General features: G+C 72.8%; 12 protein-coding genes. 4 read left to right on the forward strand and 8 right to left on the reverse strand.

Translation table 11 applies throughout. The features are described from left to right. The first annotated feature begins 160 nt into the window (after positions 1 to 160). The 3 genes from D1648_RS01610 to D1648_RS18350 all read left to right on the forward strand — a co-directional run bounded on the left by D1648_RS01610 (position 161) and on the right by D1648_RS18350 (position 4702). A complete protein-coding gene (locus D1648_RS01610) occupies positions 161 to 1579 on the forward strand; it encodes an MFS transporter (RefSeq protein ID WP_122939073.1) in 1419 nt (472 codons plus the stop codon). Between the two features lie 35 nt (positions 1580 to 1614). After that, on the forward strand, positions 1615 to 2853 hold the full coding sequence (gene manD / locus D1648_RS01615; protein ID WP_122939074.1) for a D-mannonate dehydratase ManD: 1239 nt from the start codon (positions 1615 to 1617) through the stop codon (positions 2851 to 2853). 91 nt (positions 2854 to 2944) lie between these two features. Beyond that, entirely contained in the window at positions 2945 to 4702 is a 1758-nt protein-coding gene (locus D1648_RS18350) for an aryl-sulfate sulfotransferase (protein ID WP_122939075.1), read from the forward strand. A 39-nt stretch (positions 4703 to 4741) separates the two neighbouring features. On the opposite strand, the gene D1648_RS01625 is transcribed toward D1648_RS18350, so the two are convergent. From D1648_RS01625 to D1648_RS01650, 6 genes are all read right to left on the reverse strand, one after another. Beyond that, positions 4742 to 5707 (reverse strand): sugar kinase, encoded by a 966-nt coding sequence (locus D1648_RS01625; RefSeq protein WP_122939076.1) that lies wholly within the window; start codon positions 5705 to 5707, stop codon positions 4742 to 4744. Next, positions 5704 to 6357, reverse strand: coding sequence for a bifunctional 4-hydroxy-2-oxoglutarate aldolase/2-dehydro-3-deoxy-phosphogluconate aldolase (locus D1648_RS01630; RefSeq protein ID WP_122939077.1), 654 nt, complete (start codon positions 6355 to 6357; stop codon positions 5704 to 5706). Before D1648_RS01630 ends, D1648_RS01625 begins: the two co-directional genes overlap by 4 nt. Before the next feature lie 39 nt (positions 6358 to 6396). Further along, positions 6397 to 7401 (reverse strand): zinc-binding dehydrogenase, encoded by a 1005-nt coding sequence (locus tag D1648_RS01635; protein WP_122939078.1) that lies wholly within the window; start codon positions 7399 to 7401, stop codon positions 6397 to 6399. Then, positions 7401 to 8924: a mannitol dehydrogenase family protein gene (locus D1648_RS01640; protein ID WP_206424758.1), complete on the reverse strand. Its 1524-nt coding sequence runs from the start codon at positions 8922 to 8924 to the stop codon at positions 7401 to 7403. Before D1648_RS01640 ends, D1648_RS01635 begins: the two co-directional genes overlap by 1 nt. Before the next feature lie 174 nt (positions 8925 to 9098). Beyond that, the gene (locus tag D1648_RS01645; RefSeq protein WP_122939079.1) at positions 9099 to 9449 is read right to left on the reverse strand and encodes a hypothetical protein; all 351 of its coding nucleotides are present in this window, start codon (positions 9447 to 9449) and stop codon (positions 9099 to 9101) included. After that, the gene (locus tag D1648_RS01650; RefSeq protein WP_122939080.1) at positions 9446 to 10387 is read right to left on the reverse strand and encodes an alpha/beta fold hydrolase; all 942 of its coding nucleotides are present in this window, start codon (positions 10385 to 10387) and stop codon (positions 9446 to 9448) included. The genes D1648_RS01645 and D1648_RS01650 overlap by 4 nt, the downstream gene beginning before the upstream one ends. 96 nt (positions 10388 to 10483) lie before the next feature. Here D1648_RS01650 and D1648_RS01655 point away from each other — a divergent pair, with 96 nt between their 5' ends. Then, complete coding sequence (locus D1648_RS01655; protein ID WP_122939081.1) at positions 10484 to 11101, forward strand: TetR/AcrR family transcriptional regulator; 618 nt, start codon at positions 10484 to 10486, stop codon at positions 11099 to 11101. On the opposite strand, the gene D1648_RS01660 is transcribed toward D1648_RS01655, so the two are convergent. Further along, positions 11102 to 12421 carry an MFS transporter gene (locus tag D1648_RS01660; RefSeq protein WP_122939082.1) on the reverse strand — a complete coding sequence of 440 codons (1320 nt, stop codon included), beginning with the start codon at positions 12419 to 12421 and terminating at the stop codon, positions 11102 to 11104. 75 nt (positions 12422 to 12496) lie between these two features. Beyond that, on the reverse strand, positions 12497 to 13009 hold the full coding sequence (locus D1648_RS01665; RefSeq protein WP_122939083.1) for a MarR family winged helix-turn-helix transcriptional regulator: 513 nt from the start codon (positions 13007 to 13009) through the stop codon (positions 12497 to 12499). Positions 13010 to 13208: the final 199 nt, after the last annotated feature.

Genomic DNA, 13208 nt, shown 5'->3' on the forward strand with positions numbered 1-13208 from the left:
TGGGTCCGTAGTGCGGCGATCGTTGCCGACGGGGTCCGCGAGGTCTATGATCTGTCGCGCATCACGAAACTAGCGTTTCACAAGACGGAACACAAGGGGTGTTGCCACGCACGACACGACCGGCGGATCCGACGTTCCGCCGCCCGCGCAAAGGAGCACGATGAACACCTCGCCGACCCACGTCGCCTCGACCGGGAGCCCGGGACGCCCCGAACCCTCCCCGCAGCAGCCCGCCCGTTCCGTCGGCGATCTCGTCCGCGCGGCAGTCTCCGGCTGGCTCGGCACGGCGCTGGAGTTCATGGACTTCCAGCTCTACTCGCTCGCCGCGGCGCTCGTGTTCAGCCAGCTCTTCTTCGCCGCGGACGATGCCGGCATGGCCGTGATCGGTGCGATGGCCACCTACGGCGTCGGCTACGTGGCGCGGCCCGTCGGCGCCTGGTTCTTCGGCCGCATGGGCGACAGGATCGGACGGAAGAAGGTCCTCTTCTACACCATCGTGCTGATGGGCCTCGCGACCACCCTGATCGGCGTGCTCCCCACCTACGAGACCGCCGGCCTGCTCGCCCCCGCCCTGCTCGTCGCCCTGCGGCTCCTCCAGGGCCTCGGCGCGGGCGCGGAGATCTCGGGCGCCGGGGTGATGCTCGCCGAGTACGCGCCGACGAGGCGCCGCGGACTGATCGCCTCCCTGGTGGCGCTCGGCACCAACTGCGGCACCCTCTTCGCCTCCGCGATCTGGGCGCTGCTGCTGGTCGTGGTGACCGAGCAGCAGCTGCTGGACTGGGCCTGGCGCGTCCCCTTCATCGCCTCGGCGATCGTGATGGTCTTCGCCGTCTGGGTCCGCTTCAACCTCAAGGAGTCCCCGGTCTTCGAGGCCCGCGGGGACGTGGTCGACGGCGAGGCTGTGTCCGCCGGGGAGATCGAGGACCACGACGCGCAGCAGGCGGAGGAGGTCGCGGAGTTCCGCCAGGCGCGCCCGCTCACCGTCAAGTCGGTCGCGGTCGCCTTCCTGCTCCGGTTCGGACAGGCCGGGAACTCCGGCATGATCCAGACCTACCTGATCTCCTTCATGACCGTCTTCCTGATGCTGGACAAGCAGCTGAGCACCGAGGTGGTCATCTTCTCCTCGCTCGCAGCGTTCGTCACCGTGCCCGTCGTAGGCCTGCTCGGCGACCGCTTCGGCCGCAAGACCATGTACACGATCATGAGCGCGATCGCCCTCGTGGTCGCGATCCCCTGCATACTGCTCATCGTCTCGGGCGTGACCTGGCAGGTCATCCTCGGCTACGTCGTCCTGCACAACCTCGCGGTGATGTCGCTGGCCTCGATGGAGAACCTGGCGCTGCCGGAGATCTTCGGCGCGCGCAACCGCTACCAGGCGACCGCCGTCGTGCGGGAGATCGCCGCGATCGTCGCCACCGGTGCGGCCCCCGTCATCGCGGCGGCCGTCGTCGCTGCCACGGGCAGCTGGATGCCCGTCGCCGTGCTCATCATGTTCTTCAGCGCCTGCGCGCTCTTCGCCGCCGTCTGGATGAAGGAGGTCGCCGGTCGCGACCTCACCGATCCGAACCCGGCGATGTGACCGCCCCGCCTCTCGACCCGCACTGGAGGATCTCCATGACCATCGAACGCATCGACGTCGACGTCACCAGCCCCGGACGCAACTTCGTCACCGCCGTCGTCACCACCGGCGACGGGGTCGTCGGCCTCGGCGACGGCACCCTGAACGGGCGCGAGTTCGCCGTCGTCTCCTACCTGCGCGACCACGTCGCGCCGACCCTGATCGGCCGGGACGAGTCCCAGATCGAGTCGATCTGGCAGTACCTCTACCGCAGCCCGTACTGGCGCCGCGGACCGGTCACCATGGCCGCGGTCGCCGCCATCGACATGGCCCTGTGGGACATCGCCGCGAAGAAGGCCGGGGTCCCGCTGTACAAGCTGCTCGGCGGCGCCTCCCGCACGGGCCTGCTCAGCTACGCCCACGCCTCCGGCACCACGATCGAGAAGCTCAACGAGGCGATCCACGGCTACGTCGAGCAGGGCTTCCGCGCCGTGCGGATCCAGTCCGGGGTGCCCGGCCTCGACCAGATCTACGGCGTTCACGACTCGGCCCCCGGCGGGAAGTACGAGTACGAGCCCGCCGGGCGCACGGAAACCGGCGCGGCGATGCGTCCGGCCGAGGAGACCTGGGACACCGCCGCCTACCTGCGGCATCTGCCCTCCGTCTTCGCCGCGGTGCGGGAGGAGTTCGGCGGCGACCTGCGCATCCTCCACGACGGGCACCACCGGATGAGCCCGATCGAGGCCGCGCGCCTGGCGAAGGACATCGAGCCCTACGCCCCGTTCTGGCTCGAGGACTGCACCCCGGGGGAGGACCAGACCGCGCTGCGCCTGGTGCGCCACCACTCCACCACCCCGCTCGCGATCGGAGAGGTGTTCAACTCGGTGCACGACTACCAGACGCTGATCACCGAGCGGCTCATCGACTACGTGCGCTCCTCCGCCACCCACGCCGGCGGCATCACCGGACTGCGCCAGATCATGACCTTCGCGGGCATCTACGGCATCCGCTCCGGCTTCCACGGCCCCACCGACGTCTCCCCGGTGGGCATGGCCGCGAACCTCCACCTCGGCCTCGCGCTCCACAACTTCGGCATCCAGGAGTACATGCCGCACTCGGAGACCACCCTGTCCGTGTTCAGGACCAGCTACCGCTTCGAGGACGGACTGCTCCACCCGGGCGAGACCCCCGGCCTCGGCGTCGGGCTCGACCGCGAGGCGGCCTCGCGCTACGAGTACCAGCCGGCCTATCTCCCCGTGAACCGGCTGCGGGACGGCTCCGTGCACGACTGGTGAGGCACGACCGGCCGCCCCCCCGCCGCCCCGACGGACACGCGGCGGGGGAGGGTGCGGGGAGGCCCGGCCCCCGGATGCCTAGGGTGAGGTCATGTCGAACACCGCGACCGCACCTCCCGCGCCGCGCGGGACCGTCCGACGGCGCACCCTGATGACCGGTGCCGCGGGCGCATCCCTGGCCCTGCTTGGGCTCAGCGCCTGCACCGACGAGGACCCCGTGGCCGGCGCCGGCCCGCAGGAGCCCGACGAGGAGGCGGCCCGGGACCTCACCGTCGTCTACCGCGAGGATCCGGCCTCGCGCGGGGACTGGACGGTGTGGTCGGTCGGCTACGACCTGGGCGAGGAAGAGGAGGCGCCCGCCCTGTACGACGCCTCGACCCAGCAGGCCCGGCACGAGGCGCTCGCGGAGAAGAAGGCCGAGAAGACGTGGACGGCCGCGGACCCGCTGCTCGTGCTCGACCCCTACGGCAGCACGCTGACCGGACTGTACGTCTACTTCGAGGACGAGGCCACCGGGAGCCTCGACGTGCTCGCCCGCGCCGCCTCGACCGCCGACTTCGCCCACACCGCCGCCAACCATGCCTCCTCCGGCGGCTTCGAGGGGCTGGTGATCGGGCTGATCCCCGGCGCGCACACGGACCTGACCCTCACCTGGCGCCCCGAGGGCGGCGAGGAGGGCGCGGGCACCGTGAAGGTCAAGGCACCCGCCACCGCCTCCGGCTACGGGACCGCCGTCGCCGCCGAGATCCACGACGACGATGCCCTCACGCCGGGGCTGTTCGCGCTGAACGGCGTCACGGGGCTGAGCAACAACACCTATCTCCTCGACAACACCGGCATCATGCGTGCCGAGATCCACGCCGAGGACACCGCCGCCCACCGCTTCCTGTCCGCAGACGGCCGCATCGTCACCACCACCGGGTCGCGGCAGCTCGGCGTGCTCGATCCCCTCGGCCACGCCTCCACCCTCGTCGACCTCGGCGAGCACAGCGTCCACCACGACCTCGCCGTCGTCGGCGACCTCGCCTACCTGCTCACCTCCAACTCCTCCTCCGAGCGGGTCGAGGACCGCGTGCTGCGCGTGGACCTCGCAAGCGGCGCGGTGGACCAGGTCGTCGATCTCCAGCAGCTGCTGCCGGACTACGAGAGCCTCGCCCACGCCCAGGAGGGCGAGGCCGGCGGGTCCGTGGTCCAGGGCAAGGACTGGATCCACATCAACTCCCTCGACATCACCGACGGCGTCATGATCCTCTCCGCCCGGGAGACCTCCACGATCATCGCCCTCGACGACGCGCTCGAGCCCGGCGGCGAGCCCTCCGTGCGCTGGATGATCGGGGTGCCGGAGCTGTGGGAGGGCACCGGCTACGAGGAGCACTTCCTGGCCCCCGAGGGCGAGGTGCTCGGCAACGCCGGACAGCACAGCGTGCACCGCATCGACGACGACGCGCTCCCGGAGGGCCAGTACTACCTGGAGATGTTCAACAACAACTACTGGCGCGTGAGCACGCGCGAGGACGCCGACTGGCAGGACGTCGGCCCCGCGAACGCCACCACCGACGAGCACGACGGGGTCAGCCACGCCCTGCGCTACCTGGTCGACGAGACCGCCGGCACCTACTCGCAGGACGCGGCGGTCGAGCTGCCCTACTCCTCGGTGGTCTCCAACGTGCTCCGCCTCGGCGACGGCGGGACCGACCAGAACATGGTCACCAACTCCGGGCGGTCCAACGAGTTCAGCGAGCGCACGGCCGACGGGGAGGTGCTGGCCTCCTACCGCTACGACTCCGCCAGCCACGGCTATCGCGTCTACAAGGACACCTTCGAGGGCTTCTGGTTCGCCGCGCCGTGATCTCGAGGCGTGGGGCCGACGGGGACGCGGCGAGCCGCGTCAGCGGCTGACGGGGTCCGAGGCACCGCCGGCGAGCAGCGCCGCGAGCTCCTCCCGCCGAGGCGCGCCCTCCCAGTCCCCGGGCGTGGTGCAGGCGAGCGCCCCGCACGCGTTCCCGCGAGCCAGGCGCGCCGGCACGTCCTCGCCGTCCAGCAGGGCGCTGAGATACCCGGCGACGAACGCATCGCCCGCCCCGACGGTGTCGACCGCGTCGACCCGGTGACCGGCCGCCTCATGCAGCTCGCCGTCCACGAGCGCCGCTGCGCCGTCGGGGCCGAGCTTCGCGACGACCTGCAGGCCGGGCCGGGCCAGCGCCTGCAGGAGCGCGCGGGGGTCGGAGTCGTCGGCCCCCGGGGCGAGCAGCGCGAGCTCCTCCGTCCCGCCGAAGAGCACGTCCACGTGCTCGAGGAACTCGCCGAGCAGCGCGGCGAGGTGCTCGCCGGTGCCCAGTCGCGAGCGGTGGTTCACGTCGAGGCTCACCGCCGTGCCCGCGACGACCGCGCGCTCGACCGCGGTGAGCACGGCGGCATGCGCGGAGGGCGACAGCAGCGAGGTGATGCCGCTGAGGTGCAGGACCTCCGCCTGCTCGATCAGGTCCTCGGGCAGGTCCGCGGGGGAGAGGGCGGAGGCGGCGGAGCCGGCGCGGTAGTAGTCCACCCGGGTGCTGGTCCCCGTCGGCCGGGACTTCAGCATCAGCCCCGTCGGCCGCTCCTCATCGACCGCGCACCGCACCTCGACCCCCTCGGCGCGGATCTCGCGCATCACGCGGGTGCCCAGCGGGTCCGCGCCCACCCGGCTGATCCAGGCCGTGTCCACGCCGAGGCGCTGCAGGCCGATCGCGAGGTTCGACTCCGCCCCGCCGAGCGAGATGTCCACCGAGGGCAGGTGGGCGAGCGAGCCGATCATGCCGCTGCGCATCATCGCCATCGTCTCGCCGAGGGTGACGACGCGGGCGGCCGCCCTCATGCCCCGGCCTCGCGCGTGGTGACCGCGACGAACTGCGCCGCCCGCTCCGCGAGCGCCTCGAGGCTCCCGCCGGAGAGAGCATCGCCCAGCAGCGGGCCGCCGACGGAGACCGCGTCCGCACCGGCGCGCAGCCACGCGCCGGCCGCCTCGAGGTCCACGCCGCCGGAGGGCACCACGCGGATCCCCGGGAAGGGGCCGCGCAGGTCCTTCACGTAGCCCGGCCCCACCACGGAGGCGGGGAACACCTTCACCGCCGCGGCACCCGCCGCCCAGCCCGCGTGCAGCTCGCTGGGGGTGAGCCCGCCGGGCACGATCGAGATCCCGGCCTCGGCCGCGGCCTGGAGCAGGTCCGCCCGCGTGATCGGGGTGACGATGTAGTGGGCACCGCGCTCGGCGGCCGTGCGCAGGTCAGCGGGGTCGGTGACGGTGCCGATGCCGATGTCCAGCCGATCCCCGAACCGCTCCAGCAGCGCCGGCAGCTCCTCGAGCGTGCCGGGCGTGGACAGCGTCAGCTCGACCGAGCGGATCCCGGCGCCGGCGAGGGTCTCGAGTACCGGGGCGTACTGGTCCGCGCGCTTCCCGCGGATCACGACGATCAGGCGGGCGGCGGCGGTGCGCTCGGGCAGCGAGGGGCGGTCGGGGACGGACATGGCGGGACTCCTGGATGGGGCGGGCGGGGGCCGGGCGGATCAGAGCTCGAGCAGGACCTTCGCGGAGCGGGAGGCGTCCTTCGCGGTGGCGAAGGCGGTCTCCGCCTCGGCCACGGGCACCACCTGGGTGACCACCGCGTCGAAGCGCGCGTCCTGCGCGAGCAGCTCGATCGCCTCGTCGATCTCGGTGTCGAAGCGCTGGGTGCCGCGCAGCTGGACCTCCTTGGCCACGAGCGAGGCGAGGTTCACGGGGATCTCCTGGTTCGGCAGGATCGCGACCTGCACGATGATCCCCGCCGGCCGCACGGCCTGCACCGCGGAGGACAGCGAGACGGGAGCGCCGGAGCACTCCAGCACCACGTCATAGGCGTTGTCCGCGGGCGCCTCCTCGGGGACGCGGAGGGTGCGCTGCGCGCCGAGGGCCGCGGCGCGCTCGAGCGGCTCCGGCCGCACATCGGTCACGTGCACGGAGGCCGCGCCCCGGTGCAGCAGCGCCGCCACGGCGAGCAGACCGATGGGACCCGCGCCGAGCACCAGGCAGTCCTTGCCCGCCACGTCCCCGGCGATCGTCACCGCGTGCAGGGAGACGGCCAGCGGCTCGGCCAGCGCCCCGCGGCGCAGCGGCAGCGACTCCGGCAGCACCCGGATGTTCTCCCGGTCCATGATGAGATGCTCGACGGCCGCGCCCTGGCGGTGCGGGATGACCGAGGCGCTGCCGAGATAGTCACCGCCCGGCCACAGGTGGGGCCGGTCCTCGATCCCCGGCGCGCTGGTGCCGTAGCGGGCAGGGTGCACGGTCACCGGGGTGCCGGGGGCGAGCTCGCCGCTGGGGTCGAGGTCCACCACGGCGGAGAGCTCGTGGCCCGGGATCAGCGGCTCGGTGATGACGAAGGCGCCGTTCGCGCCGTTGTAGTAGTAGTGCAGGTCGGAGCCGCAGATGCCGACGTACGCGACCTTCAGGCGCACCTGGCCCTCGCCGGGCTCGACCTCGGGGACGTCCTCGAGGCGCATGTCGCCTGCGGCGTGGATGGACAGGGCCTTCATCAGCGGTTCTCCTTCATCGATGCGTCCAGCGCCTCGGCGGCCGCGGCGCGCGGCCCTGAGGTGACGAGAGCGGTGAGCAGCGCGGCGACGAGCTCGGTGAACTCCTCGTGCTCGGCGAGCTCCTCGGTGAGGCAGCCGCTCCCGAGCAGGATCCTCGCATGCTCCGCCGGGCTCGTGGCGCGGGCGGCGGCCTCCTGCAGGCGGCGCTGCGCCGGGTCGGTCATCGCCCGGGCCTGCTCGCCGGGGTCGAACCCGCGCGGCGGGACGACGCAGGCGAACCACGCCGCGACGGTCAGGGCGAGCAGCGCCGGCGTGCGCCCCGCCGCGAGATGGGTCAGGGCGGGGACGGGGATCCGCTGCGGCAGCCGCATCGACCCGTCGGACCCCACCTGGCGGGTGCGGTGGCCCAGGTCGTGGTTGTGCCAGCGGTGGGAGAGGTCCTCGAGATAGGCGTCGGGATCGAAGCCGGAGGGCAGATCGATCGTGGGGAGCATCTCCTCGCGGATCAGGCGCATCGTCGCCTCCGCGATCCAGTCCTGGTCGAAGGCCTCGGGGATCGTCACCCGGCCGTCGAGAGCGCCGAGATAGGCGATCAGCGAGTGGGGGCCGTTGAGCAGGCGCAGCTTGACCTGCTCGTAGCGCTCGACCTCGCCCGCGTCGGGCGTGAGGATCGCGCCGCCCTTCTCCCAGGCGGGCCGGCCCGCGGCGAAGTCGTCCTCGATCACCCACATCGAGAACCGCTCGGCCCGCACCGGCGCCTCGTCGCGCACCCCCAGCAGCGCCGCGACCTCGTCGCTCGTCGCCGTCGTGGTGGCCGGGACGATCCGGTCCACCATCGCGTCGGGGAAGGAGACGTGATCGCGCACGTAGGCGAGCACGTCGTCGTCGGCGCCGGAGAGCTCGAGGAACTCGGTGAGCATCCGGCGCGCGGTGCGTCCTGCGGCGGAGACGTTGTCGCAGGGCAGGACCGTGAACGGCTCCCCGCCCTCGGCGCGCTGGGTGAGGCCGCGGGCGAGCAGGCCGATCACGGTGCGGGGATCGCCCGCGCCCTCGAGGTCCGCGCGCAGCTGCGGGTCATCGACGTCGAGGCGGCCCGTGCGCGGGGAGACGTGATAGCCGCCCTCGGAGACGGTGAGGGTGAGCAGACGGCGTCGCGGATCCGCGATCTCGCGCACCACCCGTCCCGGCTCCTCGGTCATGATGCCGGTGCCGCGGTGCACGTCCACCAGGTCGGCGCGGACCCCCTCGTCGGAGAGCTCGAGGACGGAGTAGATCCCGTCCTGCCGGGCCATCGGCTCGACGACGCCGCGCGAGCGGTTCGCGAAGCCGATGATGCCCCATTCCCCGCCCTCCGCGGCGAGCGCCCGGGCGGTGTGCACGGCGGCGTGCGCGCGGTGGAAGGCACCGAGGCCCAGGTGGATGATGCCGGCGCGCGCCGGGTCCAGCGGGGCGGAGGCCCCGAGCTGCGGCAGGGAGCCGAGGCGGGATCGGTCGAGCCGGGGAGCGAGGGCGGCGTCCTGCACGGGACCTCCTGGTCGATGCGTGGTCGCGGGGGCGCCGCGAGGCGATGGGTCGGGACGGCGACGGCCACCCGGGCGACATACCGTTTTGTACGCCGGAATGGACGTTTTGGAACTCGCAACACCTTATCAAGCCGCGACGGGGCGGGAAAGAGCGAGACGCGGTCTCAGGGGTGCTCAGGCGGGCGTGGGTGCGCTGCGCCGGACCCGGCGTCGCTCCCGGAGCGTCGAGACACCCAGGGTGATGCCGACCCCGACCAGCACCACCAGCAGGTTGACCAGGCCGTACGCCCAGATCTCGCCCTCGTCGAGGATCAGGGGGAGGCCGGTGGGCACCGGCCCGAAGGTGCCGTTCTCGGTCGCGCCGCCGAAGCCTCCCTCGCCCGACATCCAGGCGAGGAGCACGACGAGGGTCTGGAAGGTGAACAGGATGGCCTCGATGCCGAGGTAGAGCGCCACCGCTGTGGCGCGGGGGCGGACGAATGCGCCGAGGAGGATCGCAGCGACAGGGGTGAGCAGGATGTTCATGATCGTGCCTTGCTGGGAGAGGAGGAGTCGGGATGGGCCGTGAGGAGGAAGTCCAGGCTCCGTGCGAGGACCTCCGCCCCGGCCTCGTCGACGAGGAAATGGCCGGCACCGGGGATCGTCTCGGTGTGCAGCTCCGTCGTGCGCCCCGGGAACCGTCGCATCCGCAGCAGCAGCGCGACCGGGTCCTCGGCGCCCACCAGCTGGAGGGTCGGCACCTCCAGGCGGAGCCGGCGATAGCGGCCGACGAACAGCCCCAGCAGGGTCGGCATGACCGTGGTGCGGTAGAGCCGGCACAGGTCCCGGGCGCGCGCCGGATCGCGCAGCAGCTCGCGATCGACCCGCGCGAAGGGCAGCGGCCCGGTGGCGGCCGAGCTGGTCAGGGACTGCATGTGCCGCAGCAGGCGCTGGCGTCCGCCACGCACCGCGAGCGGACCGATCAGCGGCAGGCACAGTGCCAGCTGGAACCAGCCGGAAGCCATGAGCCGCAGGGCCCGCACGTCGGGCCGCACGAAGAGGTCGGGGACGGACAGGGTCACCAGGCGCTCCACGCGCCGGGGCTCCTGCATCGCCAGCAGCAGCGCGATGATCGCGCTCCAGTCGTGGGCGACGATCCGCACCCGCTCGATCCCCTGCGCATCGAGCAGGGCGCGCAGATCCTCGATCAGCGAGGACGGGGTGTAGCCGCGGCCCGGCGCCTCGGTCCAGCCGGCCCCGCGCAGATCCGGGCACAGCACGCGGAAGTGCTCGGCGTACCGCGGCAGCAGCTCGGACCACAGCAGATGGCACTGCGGCGCGCCGTGCAGGAGCAGCAGCGGCGGTCCCTGGCCCGCCTCGACCAGGTGCATGCGCAGTGCGGGGGAGCCCGGGCAGGCGGGGAGGTCGAGCAGCTCGTCGGTCGTGCCGGGCAGGAGCGGGGGATCCATGGTGCGGTGCGTCATCGCGACTCCTCGAGGAGGGATCCGCTGTGTGGATGCCCCACGATACTACGGATGTAGTGGAAAAGCACTATGGAGGTAGTGCCTTACAGTGGCCGGATGGAGCGACCGATTCCACCGGAGCCCGACGGCGGGGCCGACGAGCGGCGCCGTCCCGGTGCGGAGCACCGCTCGCCCCGCGAGCGCGTGCTCGACGCGGCCCTCGCCGTCCTCGGCCAGCAGGGCCTGCGCGCCCTGACCCATGCCCGCGTCGACGAGGCGGCCGGGCTGCCCCGCGGCTCCGCCTCGAACTACTTCCGCACGCGGCGCGCCCTGCTGGACGGGATGGTCGAGCACCTCGCCCGTCTCGAGCAGGCCGACTTCGCCGGCACCGCCCCGGTGCGGCGGCGCGAGGATGCGATCTCGGCCTTCGTCGGGATGCTCGAGGCGCAGGCAGGACCGTTCCGTCATCGCACGCTCGCCCGCTACTCGCTGTTCGTCGACGCCGCGCACGACGCCGAGCTGCTGGCCCCGCTGCTGGAGAATCGTCGGGCCTTCGAGGGGTGGACCGCCGCGACGCTCGCGACGCTCGGGGCCCAGGACCCGCTCGAGGGGACGAGGTTCCTCATGGCTGCGCTCGACGGGATCCTCCTGCACCGGGTGACCGTCGATCCCGAGGTGCCCTTCGCGCCGCACGTGGCCCGTGCGCTCGAGGCCTGCCTCGGGCCGGCCGCCTGATCAGACCTCGTCCCCGGCGGTGATCGCCTCGGCCTCCTCGGTCGCGCTGAGGTGGTGCTGCCGGCCCACGGCCGACAGGTGCCGTCGTCCGATCGCCAGCATCGCCATGCTGAGCACGAGCGTGAGCGCCGCGAGCAGGTACGGGGCGCCGGCGGTGGTCGCCGCGGCGAGCGGGCCGGCGAGGGCCGGGGCGATCGCGCCGCCCAGGAAGCGCACGCCCGAGTAGGCCGAGCTCGCCACGCCGCGCGGCAGATCCGTCGCCTCCATGACCGTCTCCGTCAGAGCCGTGTTCATGATCCCCAGCAGCAGGCCGCCGACGACGATCAGGGTGATCATCGCGGCCATCGAGGTGTGCACGAGCGCGAGCGCCAGCATCAGCACGGCGAGCAGGCCCAGCGTGGTGAGCAGCGTCGGGATCAGGCCCAGGCGTCGCGTGAGCACGGGGGCGACGAACACCGAGGTGATCGCCAGCGCCACGCCCCAGCCGAAGAACACCCCGCCGATGCCCATCGCGCCGAACTCGCCGCCGCGCGCGGCCGCGGCAGCCTCGAGCGGGAAGGGGGAGTAGGCCAGCAGCGTGAAGAAGCCGAAGTTGTAGAAGATCGCGGTCAGCGCCAGGGTGCGCAGGGCCGGATTGCCCAGCGCCTTCAGGGCCGCGAGCGGGGAGACGTGCGCGGGCTTCGCCTCACGCTGCAGCAGCAGCGCGATCGCGAGCAGGCCGATGCCCATGAGCACCGCGGTCCCGGCGAAGGGGGCGCGCCAGGAGATGGAGCCGAGCAGGCCGCCGAGCAGCGGGCCGAGCGCCATGCCGATCCCGAGCGCGGTCTCGTACAGGATGATCGCGCCGCCGCTCGGGCCCGCAGTCGCGCCGACGATGGCGGCGAGCGCGGTGGAGATGAACAGGGCGTTGCCGAGGCCCCAGCCTGCGCGCAGGCCGATGATCTCGTTCACCGAGCCGGCCCCGGAGGCCAGCGCCGCGAACAGCACCACCAGCGCGAGCCCGATCAGGAGGGTGCGCTTGACGCCGACGGCGGAGGCGAACCAGCTGGTGAAGAACATCGCGATCGCCGTGATGAACAGGTAGCTGGTGAACAGCAGCATCGCCTGCGAGGGGGAGGCGTCCAGCTGCTCGGAGATCGCGGGGAGGATCGGGTCCACCAGGCCGATGCCCATGAACGACACCGTCGCGGCGAAGGCGATCGCCCACACCGCGCGCGGCTGACGGAAGGCGTCGCGCAGGGTCGGGGCCGAGGAGGAGGTCGCGGCGGCGGTGGCCGCGGAGGTGCTGGACGCGGCGGCGTCCGTGGAGGTCGAGGTCATGCGGTGCTTCTTCCGGGGGTCTGCGGGGCGGTCGGGGCGGGGATGGTGCGGGTGGGCGTGGCCGGCCCGGAGGGGTCAGCGGTCGTGGGACTCGAGGAGCCCCCCGAGGATCTCGGAGGCGCGGGAGAGGGTCTCGAGGTCCTCGCTCGGCAGCGTCTGCAGCAGGGAGCCGACGCCCTCGGCGAGCTGGGCGCGCCAGGCGGCCAGCTGCGCGGAGCCCGCCTCGGTGGTGCTGACGAGGGAGGAGCGGGAGTCGGTCGGGTCGCTCTCGCGCCGGACCAGGCCCTCCTCCTCGAGTCGCTTGATCACGGTGGTGGCCGTGGGGCGGGAGACGCGCTCCCGCTCGGCGATCTCGCTCAGGCGCAGCGGCCCGAGCCGCTCGATCGTGGCCACGACCCGCCACGACACCGAGCCGACGCCGACGTCCGAGCGGCGTGCGGCGAGCCGGGCGAACTGGCTGCACACCAGTGCGAGGTGGTGGGGGAGGGGGTCAGGGGCGGCGGGCCCATGAGTGGCGGCACGGAGCTCCTCGGCCTGCGCGTCGCGCGCCGGGGGCGGGGTCGGGGCGGGCTGCGGAGTTCTGGTCACGTCGACCGATAGTAGTTCGGAATGCTAACTACCGCAAGCCTCTCCTCCACAACGGCACGTCCTCCACAGAACCGGTCCGAGGGGTGCGGCGGGCGCCGCGAGCGGCTGGACTGGAGGCCACATCCACGTCCACGCCAGACGGTCGGAGGCCGCCATGCCCCTCATCGCCCCGCCACCCGGTCCCGGTGTCGATCTGCCG

This window comes from Brachybacterium sp. EE-P12 (assembly GCF_003711805.1).
In the GTDB taxonomy this organism is placed as follows: Bacteria; Actinomycetota; Actinomycetes; order Actinomycetales; family Dermabacteraceae; genus Brachybacterium.